Annotated in this window: 24 protein-coding genes; 16 read left to right on the forward strand and 8 right to left on the reverse strand. The window is 70.3% G+C overall.

Features of this window, described 5'->3' with window-relative positions; all coding sequences use genetic code 11:
- The first annotated feature begins 170 nt into the window (after positions 1-170).
- Complete coding sequence (ndk, locus tag JQS43_RS07145; RefSeq protein WP_239678268.1) at positions 171-593, forward strand: nucleoside-diphosphate kinase; 423 nt, start codon at positions 171-173, stop codon at positions 591-593.
- A gap of 39 nt (positions 594-632) precedes the next feature.
- Here ndk and JQS43_RS07150 read toward each other — a convergent pair whose 3' ends face one another.
- From JQS43_RS07150 to JQS43_RS07175, 6 genes are all read right to left on the reverse strand, one after another.
- Entirely contained in the window at positions 633-1,157 is a 525-nt protein-coding gene (locus tag JQS43_RS07150; RefSeq protein ID WP_338037156.1) for a carboxymuconolactone decarboxylase family protein, read from the reverse strand.
- A 16-nt stretch (positions 1,158-1,173) separates the two neighbouring features.
- On the reverse strand, positions 1,174-1,710 hold the full coding sequence (locus tag JQS43_RS07155) for an AAA family ATPase (RefSeq protein ID WP_239678269.1): 537 nt from the start codon (positions 1,708-1,710) through the stop codon (positions 1,174-1,176).
- Positions 1,711-1,772: 62 nt separating this feature from the next.
- Positions 1,773-2,393, reverse strand: a complete 621-nt coding sequence (locus JQS43_RS07160; RefSeq protein WP_239678270.1) for a dihydrofolate reductase family protein — start codon at positions 2,391-2,393, stop codon at positions 1,773-1,775.
- Positions 2,393-2,899, reverse strand: a complete 507-nt coding sequence (locus tag JQS43_RS07165) for an SRPBCC family protein (RefSeq protein ID WP_239678271.1) — start codon at positions 2,897-2,899, stop codon at positions 2,393-2,395. The genes JQS43_RS07160 and JQS43_RS07165 overlap by 1 nt, the downstream gene beginning before the upstream one ends.
- 3 nt (positions 2,900-2,902) lie before the next feature.
- Complete coding sequence (locus tag JQS43_RS07170; protein ID WP_239678272.1) at positions 2,903-3,244, reverse strand: ArsR/SmtB family transcription factor; 342 nt, start codon at positions 3,242-3,244, stop codon at positions 2,903-2,905.
- 106 nt (positions 3,245-3,350) lie between these two features.
- Positions 3,351-4,445, reverse strand: a complete 1,095-nt coding sequence (locus JQS43_RS07175; protein ID WP_239678273.1) for a DUF4037 domain-containing protein — start codon at positions 4,443-4,445, stop codon at positions 3,351-3,353.
- Positions 4,446-4,863: 418 nt separating this feature from the next.
- On the opposite strand from JQS43_RS07175, the gene JQS43_RS07180 reads away from it, so the two are divergent.
- From JQS43_RS07180 to JQS43_RS07220, 9 genes are all read left to right on the forward strand, one after another.
- Complete coding sequence (locus JQS43_RS07180) at positions 4,864-6,786, forward strand: TIGR03960 family B12-binding radical SAM protein (RefSeq protein ID WP_420847658.1); 1,923 nt, start codon at positions 4,864-4,866, stop codon at positions 6,784-6,786.
- Positions 6,787-6,835: 49 nt separating this feature from the next.
- The gene (locus tag JQS43_RS07185) at positions 6,836-7,576 is read left to right on the forward strand and encodes a TIGR03936 family radical SAM-associated protein (protein WP_275581043.1); all 741 of its coding nucleotides are present in this window, start codon (positions 6,836-6,838) and stop codon (positions 7,574-7,576) included.
- A 145-nt stretch (positions 7,577-7,721) separates the two neighbouring features.
- Complete coding sequence (locus JQS43_RS07190; RefSeq protein ID WP_239678275.1) at positions 7,722-10,388, forward strand: Rne/Rng family ribonuclease; 2,667 nt, start codon at positions 7,722-7,724, stop codon at positions 10,386-10,388.
- Between the two features lie 79 nt (positions 10,389-10,467).
- Complete coding sequence (locus tag JQS43_RS07195) at positions 10,468-10,911, forward strand: hypothetical protein (RefSeq protein WP_239678276.1); 444 nt, start codon at positions 10,468-10,470, stop codon at positions 10,909-10,911.
- Positions 10,912-10,982: 71 nt separating this feature from the next.
- Entirely contained in the window at positions 10,983-11,405 is a 423-nt protein-coding gene (locus JQS43_RS07200) for a hypothetical protein (RefSeq protein WP_239678277.1), read from the forward strand.
- Between the two features lie 187 nt (positions 11,406-11,592).
- On the forward strand, positions 11,593-11,907 hold the full coding sequence (gene rplU, locus JQS43_RS07205) for a 50S ribosomal protein L21 (RefSeq protein ID WP_239678278.1): 315 nt from the start codon (positions 11,593-11,595) through the stop codon (positions 11,905-11,907).
- Positions 11,908-11,919: 12 nt separating this feature from the next.
- Positions 11,920-12,177 (forward strand): 50S ribosomal protein L27, encoded by a 258-nt coding sequence (gene rpmA / locus JQS43_RS07210; protein ID WP_239678279.1) that lies wholly within the window; start codon positions 11,920-11,922, stop codon positions 12,175-12,177.
- A gap of 45 nt (positions 12,178-12,222) precedes the next feature.
- Positions 12,223-13,713: a GTPase ObgE gene (gene obgE / locus JQS43_RS07215; RefSeq protein ID WP_239678280.1), complete on the forward strand. Its 1,491-nt coding sequence runs from the start codon at positions 12,223-12,225 to the stop codon at positions 13,711-13,713.
- A gap of 115 nt (positions 13,714-13,828) precedes the next feature.
- Positions 13,829-14,233 carry a hypothetical protein gene (locus JQS43_RS07220; RefSeq protein WP_239678281.1) on the forward strand — a complete coding sequence of 135 codons (405 nt, stop codon included), beginning with the start codon at positions 13,829-13,831 and terminating at the stop codon, positions 14,231-14,233.
- A 47-nt stretch (positions 14,234-14,280) separates the two neighbouring features.
- Here the strand turns inward: JQS43_RS07220 and trpS are convergent, their stop codons facing one another.
- Both trpS and JQS43_RS07230 read right to left on the reverse strand, forming a co-directional pair.
- Positions 14,281-15,348: a tryptophan--tRNA ligase gene (gene trpS / locus JQS43_RS07225; RefSeq protein WP_239678282.1), complete on the reverse strand. Its 1,068-nt coding sequence runs from the start codon at positions 15,346-15,348 to the stop codon at positions 14,281-14,283.
- A 187-nt stretch (positions 15,349-15,535) separates the two neighbouring features.
- Entirely contained in the window at positions 15,536-16,333 is a 798-nt protein-coding gene (locus JQS43_RS07230; RefSeq protein WP_239678283.1) for a RadC family protein, read from the reverse strand.
- 110 nt (positions 16,334-16,443) lie between these two features.
- On the opposite strand from JQS43_RS07230, the gene pepN reads away from it, so the two are divergent.
- From pepN to JQS43_RS07260, 6 genes are all read left to right on the forward strand, one after another.
- Positions 16,444-18,978 carry an aminopeptidase N gene (gene pepN, locus JQS43_RS07235; protein WP_239678284.1) on the forward strand — a complete coding sequence of 845 codons (2,535 nt, stop codon included), beginning with the start codon at positions 16,444-16,446 and terminating at the stop codon, positions 18,976-18,978.
- Between the two features lie 72 nt (positions 18,979-19,050).
- A complete protein-coding gene (gene nadD, locus JQS43_RS07240) occupies positions 19,051-19,647 on the forward strand; it encodes a nicotinate-nucleotide adenylyltransferase (RefSeq protein ID WP_275581044.1) in 597 nt (198 codons plus the stop codon).
- Between the two features lie 71 nt (positions 19,648-19,718).
- The gene (gene rsfS, locus JQS43_RS07245; RefSeq protein ID WP_239678285.1) at positions 19,719-20,144 is read left to right on the forward strand and encodes a ribosome silencing factor; all 426 of its coding nucleotides are present in this window, start codon (positions 19,719-19,721) and stop codon (positions 20,142-20,144) included.
- Positions 20,141-20,767: a histidine phosphatase family protein gene (locus JQS43_RS07250; RefSeq protein WP_239678286.1), complete on the forward strand. Its 627-nt coding sequence runs from the start codon at positions 20,141-20,143 to the stop codon at positions 20,765-20,767. Before rsfS ends, JQS43_RS07250 begins: the two co-directional genes overlap by 4 nt.
- 67 nt (positions 20,768-20,834) lie before the next feature.
- Complete coding sequence (locus tag JQS43_RS07255) at positions 20,835-21,233, forward strand: hypothetical protein (protein ID WP_239678287.1); 399 nt, start codon at positions 20,835-20,837, stop codon at positions 21,231-21,233.
- Between the two features lie 26 nt (positions 21,234-21,259).
- Positions 21,260-22,108, forward strand: a complete 849-nt coding sequence (locus tag JQS43_RS07260; protein ID WP_239678288.1) for a DegV family protein — start codon at positions 21,260-21,262, stop codon at positions 22,106-22,108.
- The last annotated feature ends 306 nt before the right edge of the window (positions 22,109-22,414 follow it).

Here is a 22,414-nt window from a genome sequence, read left to right on the forward strand (position 1 = left end):
TTGCTTCCCTTCGGACGCGCGCCTGGACGCCCCTAGCCTAGTCGGCGAAGCCAGGTTCGGGCGGTTCGATACGCTGTCTGTGCCCAACAGTTCGCAAATCGCGGTCTGCGAGCCCCCGGTCGACCGGTGCTGACCAGGTCGTCGGAGTTCGCCCAGCAGAGGAGGCGCACGTGTCCACCGAGGGTGGCGAGCGGACGCTCGTTCTGGTCAAGCCCGATGCCGTGCGCCGCGGCCTGGTCGGTGAGGTGGTCGGTCGGTTCGAGCGGAAGGGCCTGCGGATCGAGGCCATGGTGCTGCGCCGGATGGACGGTGAACTCGCGGACCAGCACTACGCCGAGCACCTGACCAAGCCCTTCTACCCGCCGCTGCGCGAGTTCATGACCGGCGGTGAGCTGGTGGCCATGATCCTCGTCGGCGACAACGCGATCGCGGTGGTGCGGGCGATGTGCGGCGCCACCGACGGACGCAAGGCCGACCCCGGCACTATCCGAGGCGACTTCTCGCTGTCCAATCGCGAGAACCTGATCCACGCGTCCGACTCGGTGGAGAGCGCCAAGCGCGAGATCGCGCTCTGGTTCCCCGGCCACGGGTGATCCCCCAGCCGTAGCCGGGGGATCAGCCGTGGCGTCGGGTCAGCGTACCGGCGGCGCCACCCGGGTGGCGATGGCGATCCGGTTCCAGACGTTGATGGTCGCGATCGCCATGATCAGGTTGGCTGTCGCTTCCTCGGAGTAGTGCTCCCGCACCTTGGCCCAGGTCGCGTCGGTCACTCCGTGATCTCCGAGCCGGGTGACCTCGTCGGTGAGGGCGAGCGCGGCCCGTTCCCGGTCGGTGAAAAAGGGCGCCTCTCGCCAGGCGGCGACCGCGAAGAGTCGCTGCGTCGATTCGCCTGCGCTGAGCGCGTCGTGGCTGTGCATGTCCACACAGAATGCGCAACCGTTGATCATAGAGGCGCGCAGCTTCACCAGCTCCAGCAGCTGGTGTGCCACCGTGCTGCGGACGTACTTCTCCAGCTGGAACACCGCCTGGTACGCCTCGGGGACCACTTCTGCCATCGCCATCCGCTCGGTCATCTCATCCTCCGTTTTCGGGTCGGTCGCCAATCCGACGGCGCGGGCGGGGATGGTGTGACCGGCGCGGTGGGTGACCCGGGACACAGCCGCCACCCCCGACCTACCGGGCGACGACCGCCTCGCCCAGCCGGTGCGCCACCTGGGCGACGGTCTCCTCTGCGGAGAGCCCGGAGGTGTCCAGCCATAGCCCGACCCGCGGCATGTCCCGACGCAGCTCGGCGTAGAGGTGGCGCCACCGGTCGAGCACCTGTTTGTCTCGCTCGGCATCGCGTTGCTGCAGGGTCTCCAGGTCGGGGGAGAGCTGCACCAATCCGACCGGACGGGTGGTGAGCAGGGTCAGGTAGGTGTCCAGCACCGCCTGCGAGACCACCACGTCGTCGACGACCGGGGTGAACCCCGCCGCCGCGTACGAGTCGGCCAGCAGGCAGATGTTTTTTCGGCGGAGCAGGAGCTGGGCATTGGCCTCGTCGGTCGGCGTACCGTCCGGTCGTACTAGGCCGTTGATGATGAAGCCTTCGCCGATCTGGTCGCCCTCAAGATGCGCCGACCGGGGAAAGTGCTCGGCCAGCTTCCGGGCGATGGTCGTCTTTCCCGCTCCGGGCACCCCGGAGACCAGCACCACCTGCACGTCACCCATTATGGGCGAGTCAGCGGGTAATGGTGGCTGACCTCGGCGGAAAGCTACAGAGGCCGAGACAGTTAGCGCTCCCGGACCGCGTAGGTCAGGTGGGTGACCCGCTGCGTCGGCTCCGCGCGGATCGGCTCCAGGGCCAGGCGGCCAGCGTCCACGCCCTCGAAGAGGCGGATTCCGGAGCCGAACAGCATGGGTGAGAGCGCGATCGAGAACTCGTCGATCAGGCCGGCGTTCAGGTACTCCAGGATGGTTGCACCGCCGCCCGCGATGCGGACGTCTCGGTCGCCGGCGGCCTGGCGGGCCTGGTCGAGCGCGGACTCGATGCCGTCGTCGACGAAGTGGAAGGTGGTCCCACCCGGCCGTTCCCAGGAACCACGCCGTTCGTGCGTCACGACGAAGACCGCCGTGTGGAACGGCGCCTCCTCCGGCCATGCGTGCTCGCCGGCTTCGAACATGCGCTTGCCCATCACGCTCGCGCCGGTGCGCTCGAACGTCTCCCGCACGATGTCGTTGTCGCGACCTTCCTCGCCGCCCTCGCCGAGCTTCAGGTTCTCCCGGAGAAACCGCTGCCGGAAGAGCCACTGCTGCAGCTCCATCCACTGCTGTCCCATCAAGTCTGCTGGGGAATTGGGCGCGATGAACCCGTCCAGGGACATCGTCACGCTGAAGAACACCTTCCCGGCCATCAGTTCTCGGCTCCCTTCCGGAGGATCTGGGTGACGTAGGTAGCTAGGTTGCGCAGGGTCTGCTCGCCGCCCTCGATCGCGTGGTACTTCTCGGCCGCCTCGTCGCGCAGCTTCTTGGTGGGGAAGATCGTGCGCATCTCGATCCGGGTCGCGGAGCCTTCGGGTGTGAACGTAAGGATGGACTCGAAAGCGTCCGGGTCGCCGCGAAACTCGCCGTGCCGCAGCGCGATCCGCTCCGGCGGGGCGATCTCGGTCCAGGAGATCCACTCTTGGTAGTCCGTCCCGTCCGGTCCGTGCATCACGAAGTCCCAGGCCCCGCCGACGCGGAACTCGAACGCCCGCGTGGTGGTGGTGAACCCCTCCGGTCCCCACCATTGCGACAGGTGCCGGACTTCGGTGAACGCTTCGAACACCAGTTCTCGGGGGGCGCTGATAACCCGGGAGATCACAATCTCGCGGTCGGCCGTCGCCGACTTCGTCGGGCCGTCCCGTCCGGTTTCTGCCATCGGTCACTCCTCCTGCCTTGCCTGCTCGAGGTCCTGCACGTATGTGTCCAGCCGGTCGAAGCTCTCGTTCCAGAACCGCTCGAACCCGCCGGTCCACTCGTGAACCGGTCGCAGCCCACCGGCGTCGAGGCCGTACAGGCGCTGTTTGCCTGCCTTGCGGTCCCGCACCAGCCCGACCTCCCGGAGCACCCGCAGGTGTTTGGAGGCGCCCGGCTGGGTCATCCCCAGCTGCTGGGCCAACTCGGTCACCGGTTGTTCGCCCGCCCGCAGCAGGTCCAGGATCTCTCGTCGCTGCGGCTCGGCGATCGCGTTGAAGACGTCCGACGTCGTCGCTGCTCGTGCCATGGGTCAATCATATGCCGATATGAGCAAGCGTCAGCCGGCGGGGGGCGGGACGGCTCGTTCGAGTCGGCCGCAAACGGGGCTTACGGGAGGATCGGCGGTTGGCGGGTCAGGCCAGGCCCAGCACCGGGGCGGCGGCGCGACAGCGGTCGTGGTGGCAGAGGATATCGGCGGAGTCGACCGCCTGATCGATGGCGCCGGGCAGGCGCCCGACGAGCGCCATCCCGGGGCCCGGATCGCGGCGTTCGCCGAGCCGGGCGAGTAGCGCGGTCACCGCCGGGTCGGTGATGGCGGCGGTCAACGCGGCCGCGTACCGTTCCCCGCCCGGGGTCCAGATGTCCCGGCCGTAGAACTGACGTGGGCTGGGGTCCACCGGGTCGGCCAGTTGCAGCCGGTTGGTGGCGGCGGCGAGTTCGCTCGCGGCCGCGCACAGCGCCTCCTCCCGATCACGCCAGTCGGTGACGGTCAGGGCGGCGTCGAGGGCGGGTCCGATCGCGGCGCCGAGCGGGAGCGCCGTGAAGCCGCGCCCGAGCCATTTGCCGTAGGGCGCCCAGCGCCGTTCGATCAGATAGGTCAGGCGCATCAGGTCACGGACCAGGCGGGCAGTGAGCACTCGCGAGCCCAGGTCGTCGCCGGTGGCGCCGGCACGCCCCACGAACGATTCTTCCTGCCCGATCCGAAGCCAGCCGGCGGCGAGCACATATCGCCAGACGTCATCTGGATACCAGGTGAGGGCGTCCCGGCGGGTGGTCAGGGCGTGGTGCGGGTCGTGGAACACTGGGCCGGCGGTGAGACTGGCGAGCCGCTGGGTGGGTGTGAGGAGCCAGTCGGCCAGCTGCATCCCGCTCGCCGGGTCGGTCCCGATGGCGGTGGTGAAGAACTCTTCCACAGTGGTCAGGTCGACCTGCCGGTCGGCGCGGCCGTCGCGGTGGTGGGTGCGGGAGTAGCCGACCAGGAATCCCTCGAAGAGCTGCGGCAGCCCGGTGAGCGCCTGTTCGGCCGGTGCCGGGTCCACCCCGCGCGGCAGGAAGATCTGCACCCGCGGTCCAAAGTCGTGGTCGGTGGAGACCTTGTCGTCGTAGCCGAGCACTTCGGAACCTTCGCCGAGCAGCGCGGCGGCGTGGGGAGTCCCCATCAACAGCGGCGCCACCAGCCGGTGGTAAAACCGGCGGGCCAGCGCCTGCCCGGGCGAGCCTAGGTTCACGTCGCCATTGTCCTATCTCGGTCGGGGCGCTGGATACCCCGGAGCGGAGTCCGGCATGCCCAGCGCCCCGACCACTGGAGGGTACGAGCAAGGATCAGTAGCGGCAGCTGCCGTTGCCGCGGTAACGGCGGTCGGGGCAGATCCGGTCAAGGTGGCGGCTGCCGAGGGCGCCGGCGCTCGGGCTGGCCAGAAGGCTGATGGCGATTAGCCCGGCGAGACGGCTGCGCCGTCTCAAACGGCTGGCGCGGGGGGTACGCATGAACTATGTCTAGGCGAGAAGTCTGCGAGGTTCAAGACTTTCCGCGAGGTTCTTCGGTGACCGGTCGCTCTGACCCCTCCGGCGGTGGTTGGTCGTCGGCCGCTGGTTAGGCTGGAGAGCTGGACCAGCGGCGAGACTGGGACAGCAGCGGAGGTGGGTGTGAGCGTCGAGACCGTGTGGCCAGCGTTGGAGCAGCTGTTGCCACGAGTCGGTAAACCGATCCAGTACGTGGGCGGTGAGCTCGGCGCCCAGGCCAAAGAGTGGGACGAGGCGACGGTGCGCTGGGTGCTGATGTACCCCGACGCCTATGAGGTCGGCCTGCCCAACCAGGGTGTGCAGATCCTCTATGAGGTCCTCAACGAGCAGCCCGATGTGCTCGCCGAACGGACCTACTCGGTGTGGCCCGATCTTGAGGAGTTGATGCGGGAGCACCGGGTGCCGCAGTTCACGCTGGAGGCGCACCGGCCGGTCGCGGCCTTCGACCTGTTCGGCATCTCGTTCGCCACCGAACTCGGCTACACCAACCTGCTGACCGCGCTCGACCTCGCCGGCATCCCGCTGACCGCGGCGGACCGGGACGATAGCCATCCGCTGGTCGTCGCGGGCGGGCACGCCGCGTTCAACCCGGAGCCGATCGCCGAGTTCCTCGACGCCGCCGTGCTCGGCGACGGCGAGGAGGCGGTGCTGGAGATCACCGGGATCGTGCGGGAGTGGAAACGCGCTGGTGCGCCCGGCGGTCGGGAGGAGCTGCTGCGACGGCTCGCCGCCACCGAGTCGATCTATGTCCCGTCGTTCTATGACGTGGACTACCTGCCCGATGGTCGGATCCAGCGGGTGGTGCCGAACCGGCCCGATGTGCCGTTCCGGGTGCATAAGCGCACCACCATGGATCTCGACCAGTGGCCCTATCCGAAGCGGCCGCTGGTGCCGCTCGCCGAGACCGTTCACGAGCGGTATGCGGTGGAGATTTTCCGGGGGTGTACCCGAGGGTGCCGGTTCTGCCAGGCGGGCATGATCACCCGCCCGGTCCGGGAACGCTCCATCACCACCGTCGGCGAGATGGTCCAGCAGGGGCTGCGGGACTCCGGATTCTCCGAGGTGGGGCTGCTGTCGCTGTCGTCGGCAGATCATTCGGAGATCAAGGACATGTGTTCGGGGCTGGCGGAGCAGTACGAGGGCAGCAACGTCTCGTTGTCGTTGCCGTCGACCCGGGTGGACGCGTTCAACGTCGAGCTCGCCCAGGAGCTGTCCCGCAACGGCCGGCGTACCGGCTTGACCTTCGCTCCGGAGGGCGGCTCCGAGCGGATTCGCCGGGTCATCAACAAGATGGTCAGCGAGGACGACCTGATCCGTACGGTCGTCACCGCGTACCAGAACGGTTGGCGGCAGGTGAAGCTCTACTTCATGTGCGGGCTGCCGACCGAGACTGACGAGGACGTGCTGCAGATCGCCCGGCTGGCGTACCGGGTGATCGAGGAGGGGCGCGCCGCCACCGGCACGAAAGACATCCGGTGCACGGTCTCGATCGGCGGTTTCGTGCCGAAGCCGCACACCCCGTTCCAGTGGGCGTCGCAGACCTCGCCGGAGGTGGTCGACCACCGGCTCAAGCTGCTCAAGCAGGCGATCAACGCCGACCGTTCGATCGGACGGGCGATCGGCTACCGCTACCACGACGGTGAGCCGTCGCTGGTGGAGGGCCTGCTCTCGCGCGGGGACCGGCGGGTAGCCGCGGTGATCCGGCGGGTGTGGGAGCAGGGCGGGCGGTTCGACGGCTGGAGTGAGCACTTCTCCTACCATCGCTGGGTGGATGCTGCCGGCGAGGTGCTGCCGGCGTTCGGTCTCGACCTGGATTGGTTCACCACCCGGGAACGAGGCGAGACCGAGGTGCTGCCCTGGGATCATCTCGACTCGGGCCTGGATAAAGACTGGCTCTGGCAGGACTGGCAGGATTCGCTGAGCGAGTTCGAGCAGGACGACTGCCGGTGGACCCCGTGTTTCGACTGCGGGGTCTGTCCGAGCATGGACACCGAGATTCAGATCGGCCCGACCGGGCGGAAGCTGTTGCCGCTCACTCCGGTGTAAGGGGAAGACCATCGGCAAAAAGAAGCAACCACCGGGCGGTCAGGCGCCGGTGGTCCAGCGGGTCCGGGTGCGCTATGCCAAGCGTGGCCCACTGCGGTTCACCTCGCACCGTGACTTCGCCCGGGCGTTTGAGCGGGCGCTGCGGCGGGCGGGGGTGCCGATCGCCTACTCCCAGGGCTTCACGCCGCACCCCAAGATCTCGTACGCGAGCGCGGCCCCGACCGGGGTGGCGAGTGAAGCCGAGTACCTCGAGTTGGGGCTGCAGGCGCCGATGCTGCCGGCGGAGCTGGTGAAGGCGCTCGACGAGGTGCTGTCGCCAGGGCTGGATGTGCTGGACGCGGTGGTGGCGGAGGGGGGCAATCTGCCCGACCGGATCGAGGCGTCGCGGTGGCGGGTGGAGTTGCCCCAGGTTGAGCCGGCGGCGCTGGCGGCGGCGGTGGCGGCGTTCGCGGCGGCCGAGGAGATCTCGGTGGAGCGGCTGACCAAACAGGGTAAGCGGATCCTGGACATCCGGCCCGCCGTAATCAAGATCACATCTGTTCCGCCGGTGGCGGCACCTTCCGAGGTCACTGACGTACCGTGTGCGATACTGGAGTGCGTCGTTCGGCAGGTCACACCATCCGTTCGACCCGATGATGTCCTTTCAGGCCTCCGTGTGGTGGCCGGTCTGGCCCCGCCGGTGCCCCCGCGGGCAACCCGGCTGGCGCAAGGCCAGCTCACCGCACAGGGGGAGATCGTCGATCCGCTTGCGGCGGATCGAGCCGGAAGGCCAACCGACCGGGTTGGCTGAGCCCGTCGGGCACGGTTTGACGTCATCGTTCCCGACTTCGGTCGCGACCCGCCTCCCGGCGGGGGGTGACCGGCCACAACTGAGGTAACCCCTGCGTGGCTGCGTGCTTCGCGCCCGGGGGGAACCGGAACTGGAGATTGCCCGGATGCTCGACCACGAGCCAGGCGCGACCGACCCGTCCGCCGCTGAACCGACGGAGCCCGGTAGGGCCGACCAACGGGAGGCTGCGGCACCGTCGGAGTCGCCGACCACCGATGCGCGCGAGGGGCGGACCCGTCGCCGTCGCAGCAGCCAACCCGTGCTGGACTTCGCCGCTGCCGAGCAGCCGGGGGCCGCAGCGCCGGCAGAGCCGGCGGCGTCCCCGGTCCAGCCGGAGCCGGCCCGGCCACCCCAGACTGCGGTGCTCTTCATGCCTCCCGCGGAGTTGCCGACCGATCGGCCGGAGCCCGCCGCTGGCGGCGCCTCGGCGACGGGTGATGAACCGGCCGCCGAGCCACGGAAGCGACGCCGGAGCCGGCGCGCGGGCGCCGAGGAGGAGTCCGCACCGGGGCGCAGCGAGCCCGCGGAGTCCAGCGGGTCGGCGCCGGCCAAGTCGAAAGCGAAGTCGAAGCCGAAGGACGCCGACAAAGACGCCGCCAAGGAGACCGTCAAGGAGCCGGCGGCGGCCGACGAGGCCGATGATTCGGCCGATGACGATTCGGCTGCCGGGCGTTCCCGCCGCCGTGGTCGTCGCGGCCGGGGCCGGGGGAAGGGCACCGCGGAGTCGGCCGAGGGCGAGGACGCGACCGGCGAACCGGCTGAGGCCGGCGGCGGCGCCGCCGCGGAGACCGGCGATGACGGCGACGAGCCCGACGGCGACGACAACGGTGACGGTTCGGTGACCCGGCGTCGCCGGCGACGGCGTCGCAAGGGAGCTGGCGGCGGCGACGCGGAGACCACATCTGAGGACGGCGTCACCACCGTGGTCAAGGTGCGCGAGCCCCGTGCCACCGAGGACGAGGTCCGCGGGGTCAGCGGATCCACCCGGCTGGAGGCGAAGCGGCAGCGCCGTCGGGGTGGCCGGGAGCAGCGGCGGACCCGCCCAGCGGTGCTGACCGAGTCGGAGTTTCTCGCCCGTCGGGAGGCCGTCGACCGGGTGATGGTGATCCGCCAGCAGGGCCCGGAGCGCGCCACCCAGATCGGTGTGCTTGAGGACGGCATCCTGGTCGAGCACTACGTCAGCCGGTCCAACACCAGCTCCATGGTCGGCAGCGTGTACCTGGGCAAGGTGCAGAACGTCCTACCCAGCATGGAAGCCGCCTTCGTCGACGTGGGTCGGGGCCGCAACGCCGTGCTCTACGCCGGCGAGGTCAACTGGGACGCCGCTGGCCTGGCGGGGAAGTCCCGCTCGATCGAGCAGGCGCTCAGCTCCGGCGACTCGGTCCTGGTGCAGGTCACCAAGGATCCGGTCGGGCACAAGGGGGCGAGGCTGACCAGCAACCTGGCGCTCTCCGGTCGTCACCTGGTCTACACCCCGCACGGTAACGCTTCCGGGATCAGCCGAAAGTTGCCGGAGAACGAGCGCCGCCGGCTGCGGGACGTGCTCAAGAACCTGGTGCCCGACGGCGCCGGGGTGATCGTCCGGACCGCGGCGGAGAGCGCGAGCGCCGACGAGCTGGAGCGGGACGTCAAGCGGCTGCAGGCGCAGTGGGAAGACATCCAGGAGAAGGCCGGCAAGAGCACCGCGCCGGCGTTGCTCTACTCCGAGCCTGACCTGGTGGTCCGAGTGGTCCGGGATCTGTTCAACGAGGACTTCCGCGAGCTGGTGATCGAGGGCCAGGAGGCGTACGAGACGGTCGAGGCGTACCTCTCCCACGTCTCCCCGGACCTGGTGTCGCGGCTGCGTCGGCACACCGGTACCACCGACGCGTTCAACGCGTACCGGATCGAAGAGCAGATCCTGAAAGGGCTGGACCGCAAGGTCTTCCTGCCGTCCGGCGGCCACCTGGTCTTCGACCGGACCGAGGCGATGACCGTGATCGATGTGAACACCGGTAAGTACACCGGGACCGGCGGCAACCTGGAGGAGACCGTCACCCGGAACAACCTGGAGGCGGCCGAGGAGATCGTGCGCCAGCTACGGCTGCGCGACATCGGCGGGATCATCGTCATCGACTTCATCGACATGGTGCTGGAGTCGAACCGGGAGCTGGTGCTGCGTCGACTCACCGAGTGCCTGGGGCGGGATCGGACCAAGCACCAGGTCACCGAGATCACTTCGCTCGGGTTGGTGCAGATGACCCGGAAGCGGGTCGGGGCGGGGCTGCTGGAGGTGTTCAGCGAGCCCTGCGACTGCTGCAAGGGTCGGGGCGTGGTGGTGCGCACCGATCCGGTCGCGGAGAAGGCGCGACCGGAGAGCGCCGGCGCCGGCGAGAAGGTGAAGGCGGTGGCTTCGGCATCGACCGCGCCCGCGGGGTCGGCCTCGGGCTCTTCCTCGGGGTCGGGGACCGGTAGCGGCCGTCGGCGTGGCCGGCGTGGCGGCAGCACCAAAGCGGCGACGTCGGAGCCGGCGGTCGCCGACGACGACACCATGGGCTACGACCTGTCCCGGTACGAGCAACCGGCCGGGCCGGTGTCAGAGGTGGCGGCGGCCGGGCCCGAGCCGGCGACCGCGGCCCCGGTCGAGCCGCGGTACGGCGGCGGCCCGGAAGGGGCGGTGGCGCCGGCCCCGTCGTCGCAGGGCGCTACCGCGATGCCGCTGACCGTCACTGAGGAGGCGGGCTTGTCGGGGGTGCTGAAGCGGCTCCGGCGGCGAGGTGGTCGCGCCCGCTGACCGGCCGGCGAAGGGGTCGCGCGCGACGCTGGCCACCGGTATGGTGGGAGCGTTCCCACACCCCTTGTAGGAGGTCGCGATGCGACGCCCGCTCCTCGCCGTCGCCGGTGCCGTGATCCTGTTGGCCAGCGCGTGCGGCTCCGACCCCGGTTCGCTCAGCTCGGATGACGAGTCCGCCTGTCAGGAGTATTACCAGGTGATCAACGCCTGGAGCAAAGATTACGGGGCGGAGATGGGTGCGGTGGGGCAGGCGGTCGCCGCCGGCGACGAGGACCGGCAGGAGACCGCGGTGGCGGTGGTCCGCGAGCTCTTCGCCGATATGGCCGGTGACCTGCGCGAGCAGTCCGACGGCACCGACGACCAGGAGTTGGCCGAGGCGCTCGGCGAGGCGGCCGATGGGCTGGACGAGATCGCCGGGCAGATCGAGACCTATGACGACGTCACCGCCGCCCCGGAGCTGATGTCGAATGGCCAGTTCGCCGAGGCGGGCCAGCGGGTCAGCGACCGCTGCGCCGAGGAGTAGCCCCGCGGTCGAGGTTGTCGGGGGCGCGTACCCTGCCATGGTCACACTCGACCATGGGAGGAGCACCAGACATGCGACGAAAGCTCGCCGCGGCGGCGTTGGCCGCTGGCTTGTTCGCGGTCGCCGGCTGCGGCGATGACGACGACGGGGGTTCGGCCAGCACCGAAGAGGTCTGTGCGCAGATCGACGAGGCCGTGGAGCCGCTCACGGATGACTTCAACGAGGCGGTGGGCGCGGCTGGCACCGCCGCGGCGACCGAGGACGAGGCGGCGCTCGCCGAGGCGATGATTCAGCTCGACCAGGTGGTGGACGAGGTGACGACGGCGCTGCGGGACGGTGCCGCGGACGCCGAAGATGAAGACTTCAGCGAGGCGCTGGAGGAGTACGCCGCCGAGATCGAGGACCTGGTGGCTACGGTCGTGGCCGGCGAGGTTCCCGACCTGGCCCGCCAGGAGGAGGCCGCCCAGCGGGTCGGGGAGCACTGCAACACGTAGCCAGTTCCGTGCCGGCGGGCGATCCCCCCGGGGTTGGGTACACCCGCCGGCATGGCGTATTCTGTACGACGGCGTGCGGAAGTGCGCCACACTCTGTGTGTGCTCATGACTTGTGGCTGTTGCGCGGCGTTCCGCCTGCGGGCAAGGCCCGGCACACCGACCGATGCCAGCACGGACAGGAAAGCCGATGTACGCGATCGTCAAGACCGGCGGCAAGCAGTACAAGGTCACCGAAGGTGACGTGATCGAGGTGGAGAAGCTCATCGGGGACCCCGGTGACGCGGTGTCGCTCCCCGCGGTGCTGCTCGTCGATGGAGAGCAGGTTGTGAGCGACCCGGCGCGGCTCGCCGAGGTGGCGGTCGCCGGGGAGCTGGTGGCCCACTCCAAGGGGCCGAAGATCCGGATTCACAAGTTCAAGAACAAGACCGGCTACCACAAGCGCCAGGGTCACCGCCAGCCGTTGACTCAGGTGAAGGTTACCGGCATCTCCACCGGGAAGTAGGAGCGAACCGACATGGCACACAAGAAGGGTGCGTCCAGCTCACGGAATGGGCGCGACTCCGAGTCCAAGCGACTGGGTGTGAAGCGCTTCGGTGGCCAGCTCGTCAACGCCGGCGAGATCCTGGTCCGGCAGCGCGGCACCAAGTTCCACCCTGGCGAATTGGTGGGGCGGGGCAGCGACGACACGCTCTTCGCGTTGGCGCCCGGCCACGTCCGCTTCGGCGTCCGGCGCGGTCGCAAGGTGGTAAACGTCACTCCGGCTGCGGAGTAGGCGAATCGCCACCACCTCACCACGACGGTCTCTGGCGCATCGGCGATGACCAGCTTTGTTGACCGGGTGGCCTTGCGGATCCAGGCTGGCGACGGCGGCCACGGCTGCGTCTCGATCCACCGGGAGAAGTTCAAGCCGCTCGGCGGCCCGGACGGCGGCAACGGCGGCCACGGCGGGGATGTCCTGCTGGTTGTCGACCCTGGCAGCCACACCCTGCTCGACTTCCATTACCGGCCCCGGATCAAGGCGCCCAACGGCACCCAGGGCCAGGGCGCCAAGCGTGACGGCGCCGCCGGTACCGACCTGGTCCTGCCGGTCCCGGACGGGACCGTCGTGCAGACCGTCGCCGGCGAGGTGCTCGCCGACCTGGTCGGCGCCGGCACCACCTATGTGGTGGCCCGCGGTGGGCGGGGTGGCCGCGGCAACGCCGCCCTCGCCAACAGCCGGCGCAAGGCGCCCGGCTTCGCCGAGCTCGGGGAGCCAGGGGAGCACCGCGAGGTGGTCCTTGAGCTCAAGAGCGTCGCCGACGTGGGGTTGGTCGGTTTTCCCTCGGCGGGTAAGTCCTCGCTGATCTCAGCGGTCTCGGCCGCCAGACCCAAGGTCGCCGACTATCCCTTCACCACTCTGGCGCCCAACCTGGGCGTGGTCCGGGTCGCCGACACCACGTTCACCGTCGCCGACGTGCCGGGGCTGATCCCCGGCGCCGCCACCGGCAAGGGGCTGGGGTTGGAGTTCCTCCGACACGTCGAACGCTGCGCGGTGCTGGTGCATGTGATCGACACCGCGACGATGGAGTCGGAGCGGGATCCGATCCGGGACATCGACGCGATCGAGGCGGAGCTGACCGCCTACGGTGGGCTGTCCGACCGGCCCCGGCTGGTCGCGCTCAACAAGGTCGACATCACCGACGGCCGTACCCTGGCGGAGCTGGTGCGGCCCGAGCTGGCCGCGCGGGGCCTGCGGGTCTTCGAGGTCAGCGCGGCGACCAGGGAAGGGCTACGGGAGCTCACCAACGCCATGGCCGAGTTGGTGTCGGCCTCCCGGGGAGCGCGCGGACCGGTCGAACCGACCCGCACCGTGCTGCGCCCGACGCCGATCGACGACAGCGGCTTCGCGGTCACGCAGGCGCCGGATGGTGTGTTCGTGGTCGCCGGTGCCCGACCGGAGCGTTGGGTGCGACAGACCAACTTCGACAACGACGAGGCGGTCGGCTACCTCGCGGACCGGTTGGCGCGGCTCGGGGTGGAGGATGCGCTGGCGAAAGCGGGCGCGGAGCCGGGCTGTACGGTCCGCATCGGCGAGCGCGAGTTCGACTGGCAACCAACTGTCCACTCCGACCCGGATCACGTGTCGGCGGTGCGCGGCGCCGATGAGCGGCTGGTCGACCGGCCGCGACGGCGCACCGCGGCGGAGCGGTTGGCGGCCCGCAACGCGCGGCGGCGGCCGCCCGCCGACGAGGCGACTGCCGGCGAGGCGGCTGCGGGCGAGGCGGGCGAGGCGGCCGCAGAGACCGCTGCCGAAGGCAACGAGCAGTAACCGCAACCGCGGCGTCTCATAATTCGGTCGGCGATCGGCTGCGTACGCATGGTAAAGATGGTCGCCGATGCTGCTGGGCTGCGGATGACTAGAAGTTGTGGCACGATGACCGCCTATGACCGAAACCCCGGTTCTGGACACCCCTGAAGCTATTCGTGAGCATCTGGAGATCGCGCTCGACCCGGCGGATCGGCGTCAACGCGGTGTGCGCTTCGTGCTCTGTGATGCCGACAACCGGGTGATGGTCCACTGTCCGGTGGACGACGTGCCCGCGGATGTCGATTCGGAGGACTGCACCCATTTCGTCTCGGTCTTCGCCTCCGCATTAGCGGAGGGCGATGAAGGCGGCGGCATGCTCGTGGCGTTGACCCGTCCCGGTTCTGGGACGATCAACGACCTCGATCGGATCTGGTTCCGGGTCACGCATGAAGTGTGCGCCCAGAACGGGGTCCGGGTGATCGGCGTACACCTGCTCACTCCGTCCGACCATCGGGAGATCCACCCTGATGACGCGATCTGACGCGGTCCCCGGTGGCCCGCCCGGCAGTCCGGGCGGGCCGGGCGGGCTTACAGCAGCCCGAGCGCCCGACGGGCCCGGGCGACGGTCGCGCTGGCTCGGGTGCGGGCACGGTCCCGACCAGCGGTGAGGACCGCCCGCACCTGATGCGGGTCTCTCGCCAGCGTCAGGTAGCGCCGCTGAATCGGGGCGAGGAGATCGATTACCACCTCGGCCGCCGTCTCCTTCAGCTGGCGGTAGGAAGAGAGGCCGGCGGCCACCTCGGCCGGTTCGGTGTCGGCGCCGGCCGCGATGATCTCCAACAGGTTGGCGACGCCGGGCTGTCCGATCGGGTCGTGCCGAATCTCCCTGCCCTGGTCGGTCACCGCCCGGGCGATCTTCCGCCGCAGTACGTCGGGCGGGTCCAGCAGGTAGATCACGCCCTGGCCGCTGCGGCGTGACTTGCCCATCTTGGCGCCCGGATCACTGAGGTCCATGATCCGTGCGGCTACCCGGGGGGTCACCGCGCGGGGCACCGTAAACGTCTCGCCGTACCGGTTGTTGAATCGGCTGGCGAGGTCGCGGGCGAGCTCCAGGTGCTGGCGTTGGTCCTCGCCGACCGGCACCTCGTCGGTGTCGTGGAGCAAGATGTCGGCCGCCATCAGCACCGGATAGGTGAGTAGGCTCAACCGGCTGTGGCCGGTCCCCGACGCCTGTGCCCGCTGCCGAAACTGGATCATCCGATGGACCTCGCCGTGGCTGGCGACACACTCCAGCAGATAGTGCAGTTCGGTGTGTTCCGGCAGCTGCGACTGAACGTAGATGGTGGTGCTGGCCGGGTCCACCCCGGCGGCGAGCAGCGTCGTCGCCTGTTCCAGCGTGTACGCCCGTACCTCGTGGGGGCGATGGTCCACGGTGAGCGCGTGCAGGTCCACGATGGCGACCAGGTTGGCGTCGTCGTCGGCGGTGGACTGCGCGGTGACCATGGGCCGGATCGCGCCGAGATAATTGCCGAGTTGTAGCCGGCCGGTCGGGGCGAGCCCGGTCAGTCGGCGGACGCGCCGGCCGGTGTCGGGGTGCGGGCGTTGACCGGCTGTGGTCGGGGCTGGCCGGTCGGCGGTGGGGACTGGTGGAGACATGGCTGTGGGCTCCTCTCTGGGGAGCCGCCTGGCCGGGCGCTGTGGCCGCAGCAGAACGGCCGCCCGGAGGCGGCCGTGGTAGCTGCTGCGTGGGATCGGTGGCCGCCGGTTACGGCGCCCACCAGCGGAGTTGGCTCAACGTCCCATGCATTCGGTAAGCATATCAGTGAGGAGCGTGGTGGCGCAGTCATCGCCGCCGGTGCAGCCGGGCCGTCAGCGCACGCTGTGCCACCCGGCCCCGGCGGGCGACGATCGCCTGCCGGGCGGCGACCGTCCGGGGCACCGGCGCGCCCGGGTCGGCGAGCGGCTGCGTGTGGTCGCGGGGTGAGCCGGTTACCCGCTGCCACCCGGTGTCGGTCACGACCACATGGTCCAGGAACCGGATGCCGGCGGAGTCCGCCGCCTGCGTGATCCGCACCGTGGCCGCCACATCGTCCTCACTGGGGGTCGGGTTGCCGCTGGGATGATTGTGCGCCAACCCGAAGGCGCTGCCGTCCCGGCGCAGGACCGCCACCATCACTTCGCGAACCGGCAGCAGACTGCGATCGGCTGACCCCTCCGAGAGCACATCGCAGCCGAGCACCCGGTTGGCCCGGTCGCAGACGACGACCACCAGCCGCTCCCTGGTCCGCCCGTGTAACAGCGGCGCCGCCACGCTGGCCAGGTCGGCGGCGCTCGTCACCCGGGTGGCCGCCTCGCCCTGCTCCGCCCGGCGGGCAAGTTCGAACGCGGCGGCTAGCGCCGCGGCCTTGGCCGGCCCAACCCCGCTGATGGCTGCCAGCTCGGCCGGGTGGGCCCGCCCGACCGCGCGCAGGGAGCCGAATCTGGCGAGCAGGCGCTCGGCGAGGGCGTGGGCGCCGACGCCGGGTGCCCCGCCGGTGCCGAGCACCACGGCGAGCAGTTCGCGGTCGGCGAGCGCGGCGGCGCCGAGCGCACGGAGCCGCTCGCGGGGCCGTTCCGAGACTGGGAGATCGACGATTCGCATGGTCGTGAGGGTAGTGGCGCGGTATGACACCGGCGTCCAACCGGATTCTCCGACGGGGCGGCAGGGGCCCCTGGGTGCGCGTCCCGGCGGCGTCGGGCAGGATGGGCGACGTGCCAAGTCTCACCATGCAGGAAGCAGCGGAGCGGTCGGCGCTGGTCTCCGTCACCGCGTACGAACTGGATGTGGACCTCACCGGCGGGGATACCACCTTTCGCGGCACCACCCTGATCCGGTTCGCCGCCGCCGAACCCGGCGCCGAGACCTTCGTGGAGCTTCGGCCCGAGACGCTGCACCGCGCCACCCTCAACGGTGAGGCGCTGGACCCCACCGCCCTACGCGAGGGCCGGCTTCGGTTGCCACGGCTGCGCGCCGAGAACCAGCTGGAAGTGGTGGCCGACTACCGGTACTCGCACGCCAGCGAGGGCATGCACCGGTTCGTCGACCCGGCCGACGACGAGGTCTACGTCTATGCGCAACCCTCGATCACCCAGGCGCCGGCCTTCATGGCCTGCTTCGACCAGCCCGACCTGAAGGCTACGGTCACGCTCCGGGTCACCGCCGACCCACGGTGGCTGGTGCGGGCCAACGCCGACGGGAAGCAGGTCTCGCCGGGGCGCTGGGAGTTCGCGGCCACCGCGCCGATCGCCACCTACCTGATCACCCTGGCGGCCGGGCCGTACCACGAGGTGACCGGTGAGCACGACGGGATTCCGCTGGCGGTGCTGGCCCGCGCCTCGCTCGGAGCGCATCTGCGCCGGGAGGCGCCGGAGATCCTGGAGATCACCGCTGCCTGCCTCGACCACTTCCACCGACTATTCGGGGTCCGTTACCCGTTCGGCGCCTACCGGCAGGTGTTCGCCCCTGAGTTCAGCTGGGGCGCCATGGAGTTCCCGGGCTGCGTGCTGATCCGCGACGAGCTGATGTTCCAGGGCGCGGTCACCGACACCGAGCGGGAACGCCGGGCGGTGCTGCTGGCGCACGAGATGGCGCACATGTGGTTCGGCAACCTGGTGACCATGCGCTGGTGGGACGACCTGTGGCTGAACGAGTCGTTCGCCGACTACCTCGGCTGGCGGGTGGTGGTCGAGGCGACCCGTTGGCGGACCGCCTGGACGACCTACCGGGTGCGCCGCAAGACCTGGGGTTACGCGGCGGATCAGCGGCCCTCGACGCATCCGGTCGCCGCCACCGCGGTCACCGACACCGCCCAGGCGTTGGCGAACTTCGATGGGATCTCGTACGCGAAAGGGTCGGCGGTCCTGCGGCAGTTGGTCGCCTGGGTCGGTGACGACGCGTTCCTGGCGGGTCTCCGGTCGTACTTCGACGCCCACGCCTACGGCAACGCCACCCTGCAGGATCTGCTCGGGGCGCTCACCGAGGCCAGCGGCCGGGATCTGGCCGGCTGGGCGCAGCCGTGGCTGCGCGAAGCGCAGGTCAACACGCTGCGGCCGGAGCTTGCCTGGGCCGATGGCCGGCTGGCGCGGTGCCAGATCCGGCAGTCGGCGCCGCCGGACTATCCCACGCTACGCCCGCACCGGGTCAGCGTCGGCGTCTACGACGAGGGCGCCGATGGTCAGTTGCGGCGCCGGGAGCGGGTGCTGGTCGACCTATCGCCGGAGCGTGACGGCGAGGTCACGCCGGTGCCCGAACTGGCTTCGACGCCGGCCGGGGCGCTGCTACTGGTTGATGACGAAGACCTCAGCTACGCCAAGGTACGGCTGCCGGAGGCGACCGGCGAGGAGGTCGCCTCACTGCTGTCCAGACTGGCCGATCCGCTCGCCCGGGCAGTGTGTTGGGGGAGCCTGTGGGACGCCTGCCGGGACGCGGAGCTGCCCGCGAACCGGCTGGTGACGGTGGCGACTTCGGCGATGCCTACCGAGACCGAGCTACCGCTGTTCGAGACCATGCTCGAGGTGACTGTGGACACCGTCGCCGACCGGTACCTACCACCGTCGCAGCGACCCGCGGCGTACGCGGCGGTGGCGGCCGCCTGCCGGGATGTGCTGGCGGCCGCGCCGCCGGGCAGTGGTTGGCAGTTGGCGGCGGCCCGCGGGCTGATCCGCTGCGCCGGCCCCGAGGACCAGTCGTGGCTGGGCTCGTGGCTGGCCGGCGGGGCGCCCGCCGGGCTGCCGGTCGACGCAGAGCTGCGCTGGCGCATTCTGTGCCGGCTCGCGGTGCTGGGCGTGGTCGACGACGAGCAGATCACCGCCGAAGCGGCCCGGGATCGCAGCGCCCGCGGGCGGCAGGAGGCGATCCGCGCTCGGGCGGCCCGACCGGACCCGGCGGCCAAGGCGGCCGCGTGGCAATTGATCGTTGCGGACCGGGAGCTCTCCAACCGGCTGGTCCTGGCCGCCGCGGACGGCTTCTGGCGCCCCGAGCACGCGACCCAGACCCAGCCGTACGTAGCGCGGTACTTCGCTGAGATCAACGAGACGGCCGGTTGGCGTTCCGAACAGATGCTCGCGGCGGTAACTCAGGCCGCCTTCCCGAGCTATGCGGTCGATGCCGAGACACTGGCGGCGGCGCAGGCACGCTTGGCCACCGGGGACCTGCACCCGATCGTGCGCCGGGAGTTGGGAGATGCGGCCGATGACCTGCGGCGGGCGCTCGCAGCGCGGACCGAGGTAGTGGCGTCGGCGGGATAGCGCGGTGGCGGCCGGTCGCCTGGTCGTAGGATCATGCGGCAGAAGGCCAGCGGGTACAGGTTGAGGGGAAGCGTGACGGTTCAACGTATCGGGGTCATGGGCGGCACGTTCGACCCGATTCATCACGGCCACCTCGTCGCGGCCAATGAGGTGGCGGAGCGGTACGGACTTGATGAGGTGGTCTTCGTGCCGACCGGCCAGCCGTGGCAGAAAGACACCGCGGTCAGCCCGGCGGAGGACCGTTACCTGATGACCGTCCTCGCCACCTTGTCCAATCCTCGGTTCCAGGTCAGCCGGGTCGACATCGACCGTAGCGGCCCCACCTACACCGTCGATACGTTGCGGGACCTGCGGCGGGGCTACGGGCCGAACACCGAGCTGTTCTTCATCACCGGCGCCGACGCGCTGGACAAGATCCTGTCTTGGAAAGACGCCGACGAGGTCTTCTCGCTGGCGCATTTCGTGGGCGTGACCAGGCCAGGCTTCGCGCTCAGCGACTCGCACCTGCCGGCGAACTCGGTGAGCCTGGTGCAGGTGCCAGCGATGGCGATCTCCTCGACCGATTGCCGGATGCGGGTGGCTACCGGCAAGCACATCTGGTATTTGGTCCCGGACGGGGTGGTCCAGTACATCGCGAAACAGGGACTCTACCGGCATCAGGTCCAATAGCCGCCGCAAGCGGGCGGCCGGCAGCCGTTCCGGTGTGAGAAGCTGGAACTCCGAGGAGAGGGAGGAAGCGAGTGCCCGCATCCGAGCGCGCCCGCGAACTGGCGCTGACCGCCGCCCAGGCGGCCGCCGACAAGAAGGCGCAAGATATCAAGATCATCGACGTCACTGACCAGTTGGTCATCACCGACGCGTTCGTGCTCGCCTCGGCCCCCAACGAGCGCCAGGTCGGCGCGATCGTCGATGAGGTCGAAGCGCAGCTGCTGGCGCTTCCCGAGCCGGCCAAACCGGTCCGGCGCGAGGGCGAGCGCAGCGGCCGCTGGGTTTTGCTCGACTATGTGGATGTGGTGCTGCATATCCAGCACACCGAGGATCGCGAGTTCTACGCGATCGACCGGCTCTGGAAAGACTGCCCCTCGATCCCGTTCACCGATCGGGCGCTGGTGGCCAGCGGCGCCGAGTCCGCCGTCGGCGGTGACCGGCCGGAGACCACCGGGTGACCACCCTGATCCTCTGGCGGCACGGCAACACCGAGTGGAACGCCGAGCACCGGATCCAGGGCCACACCGATGCCCCGTTGAGTGCGCTCGGTCACGAGCAGGCGGCCCGGGTCGCCCCGTTGCTGGCCCGCCGTACCCCGGCCGCCATCGTAAGTAGCGACCTCAGCCGGGCCGCCGACACTGCGATGCCGCTATCCCAGCTCACCGGCGCGGCGGTGCGACCGGACCCGCGGCTGCGGGAACGCTGCTACGGCGACTGGGAAGGGTTGACCATGACCGAGATCGCGACCCAGTTCCCGGAGGCGCACGCCCGCAAGCGCGCCGGCGAGCACGACCTGGGGCACGGCATCGAGCCGCCGGCCGATGTAATGAAGCGGGTCGGTGAGGCGTTGCGGGCCGCCGCGGACGCGGCCGAGGGACAGACCACGGTGGTGGTCACCCACGGCGGTTCTGCCCGCTACGGCATGTTCGACCTGCTCGGCTGGCCGATTGAGCAGCTCGGATCGATCGAGATCCTCGGTAACTGCCACTACACCGAGCTACACCGGGACCGGGTGCGTGGCTGGATGCTGCGGGCGCACAACGTCGGCCTGGTCAAGGGCGGCAGCCCCGGGTACGAATAACCGACCCGGCCTCGGGCGGAACCGGCCGGCCGCGCTTTACGTCAGATCGGGTATGCGTACTCGAAGCGTGCTGACACTGGCCGCCGGGTTGACGGCGCTGCTGCTCGCGGCGTGCGCCGACGACCCGGTCGACGAGCCCGAACCACCAACGAGCCCGCCGGCCGAAACCCCACTCCCGCCGAGGACGCCGCCGGAGTCGCCACCGGCCCCGCCGGTGGACCCGCCGGTCGCTCCGCCGACCCCACCCACGGGCGAGGTCACCGTGAGCGGCACCCTCGTCGAAGGCGTAGAGCCCAGCTGCATCTTGCTGCAGACCGAAGACGGGCACCTGTTCCTGCTCTTCGGTGACCCGGTGGCGGAGCTGCGGGCCGAGTCGCCCGTGACCATCCGTGGGGAGGCCCAACCCAGTATGGCCTCCACCTGCCAGCAGGGCGTTCCGTTCGAGGTGGCGGAGATTGTCGACTGACCGGGCCGGTGGGTTACCGTCCAGGCATGCCCGTCGCCGTGGTGACCGACTCGACCGCCTACCTTCCTGAAGTCCTCGCCACCGGAGTGACCGTGGTGCCGCTCACCGTGGTCATCAACGGTCGCCCCGGTGTCGAGGGTGAGCAGGTCGGCCCGGCCGAGGTGGCGGCGGCGCTCGCGGAGCCGAGGACCTCGGTCACCACTTCGCGGCCGGCACCGGCACAGTTCGCCAGCGCCTTCCAGCGGCTGCTCGCGGCCGGCGCCGACGGGGTGGTGGCGGTCCACCTCTCCGCCCACCTGTCGGGGACCTACGAGGCGGCGGTGCTGGCCGCCGACGAGGTCGCCCCCGACCAGATCACGGTGGTCGACTCCGGAGCCACCGGGATGGGCCTGGGTTTCTGCGCGCTCGCCGCGGCGGAGGCGGCGGCGAGCGGCGCCGGGCAGGCCGCGGTAGCCGCCGCGGCCCGGCTCGCCGCCGCGGCGACCACCACCTACTTCTACGTGGACACCTTGGAGTTCCTGCGGCGCGGCGGCCGGATCAGCGCCGCGTCAGCGCTGCTGGGTACCGCCCTGTCGGTGAAGCCGATCCTGCACGTCACCGGCGGTGTGATCGCGGCCCGGGACAAGGTACGCACGGCGAGCCGGGCGCTGGAGCGACTGGTCGACCTGTCGGTCGCCGCGGCCGAGGGAGACGGCGTGGTGGACCTGGCGGTGCACCACCTCGCCGCGCCGGCCCGCGCCGAAGCGGTCAGCGACGCGATCACCGCCCGGCTCGGGCCGCGGCTGCGCCACCACTGGACCTCCGAGGTTGGGGCGGTGGTGGCGGCCCACGCCGGCCCAGGCCTGGTCGGAGTCGTGGTACATCGGATCGGTTGACGGCGTCGCGACACCAACCCGGGCCGCGCGTGCCGCCGACCGAGGTGCGGGAGTTGTATGACCAGCACACAAAAGATGGTGAACAGGAGTTCACAACCAATCGGGGGCTCGTGTCGAGCGCCCTGTGGCGTGAAAGTGGGGTGCCGGCCGCCAACTCGGCCGCCAACCCGGCCGCCGGGTCGAGGCCGTTACGGCCGGCGTATCGCCGTCGTACAACCGTAAGGTTGTGCGGTTGTTGTCGTAGCTGCGACTGTCATGTCCCGGGACATGTGTCAAGTTAATGTCCCGGGACATGTGTCATGGTTA

Source organism: Natronosporangium hydrolyticum, assembly GCF_016925615.1.
Classification (GTDB): Bacteria; Actinomycetota; Actinomycetes; order Mycobacteriales; family Micromonosporaceae; genus Natronosporangium; species Natronosporangium hydrolyticum.

Coding starts and splice junctions, on each gene's coding strand:
- JQS43_RS07155 (WP_239678269.1), bottom strand. CDS start 1,710: ATGGGTGACGTGCAGGTGGTGCTGGTCTCCGGGGTGCCCGGAGCGGGA.
- JQS43_RS07160 (WP_239678270.1), bottom strand. CDS start 2,393: ATGGCCGGGAAGGTGTTCTTCAGCGTGACGATGTCCCTGGACGGGTTC.
- JQS43_RS07165 (WP_239678271.1), bottom strand. CDS start 2,899: ATGGCAGAAACCGGACGGGACGGCCCGACGAAGTCGGCGACGGCCGAC.
- JQS43_RS07170 (WP_239678272.1), bottom strand. CDS start 3,244: ATGGCACGAGCAGCGACGACGTCGGACGTCTTCAACGCGATCGCCGAG.
- JQS43_RS07190 (WP_239678275.1), top strand. CDS start 7,722: ATGCTCGACCACGAGCCAGGCGCGACCGACCCGTCCGCCGCTGAACCG.
- JQS43_RS07195 (WP_239678276.1), top strand. CDS start 10,468: ATGCGACGCCCGCTCCTCGCCGTCGCCGGTGCCGTGATCCTGTTGGCC.
- JQS43_RS07200 (WP_239678277.1), top strand. CDS start 10,983: ATGCGACGAAAGCTCGCCGCGGCGGCGTTGGCCGCTGGCTTGTTCGCG.
- rplU (WP_239678278.1), top strand. CDS start 11,593: ATGTACGCGATCGTCAAGACCGGCGGCAAGCAGTACAAGGTCACCGAA.
- rpmA (WP_239678279.1), top strand. CDS start 11,920: ATGGCACACAAGAAGGGTGCGTCCAGCTCACGGAATGGGCGCGACTCC.
- obgE (WP_239678280.1), top strand. CDS start 12,223: ATGACCAGCTTTGTTGACCGGGTGGCCTTGCGGATCCAGGCTGGCGAC.
- JQS43_RS07220 (WP_239678281.1), top strand. CDS start 13,829: ATGACCGAAACCCCGGTTCTGGACACCCCTGAAGCTATTCGTGAGCAT.
- trpS (WP_239678282.1), bottom strand. CDS start 15,348: ATGTCTCCACCAGTCCCCACCGCCGACCGGCCAGCCCCGACCACAGCC.
- JQS43_RS07230 (WP_239678283.1), bottom strand. CDS start 16,333: ATGCGAATCGTCGATCTCCCAGTCTCGGAACGGCCCCGCGAGCGGCTC.
- JQS43_RS07260 (WP_239678288.1), top strand. CDS start 21,260: ATGCCCGTCGCCGTGGTGACCGACTCGACCGCCTACCTTCCTGAAGTC.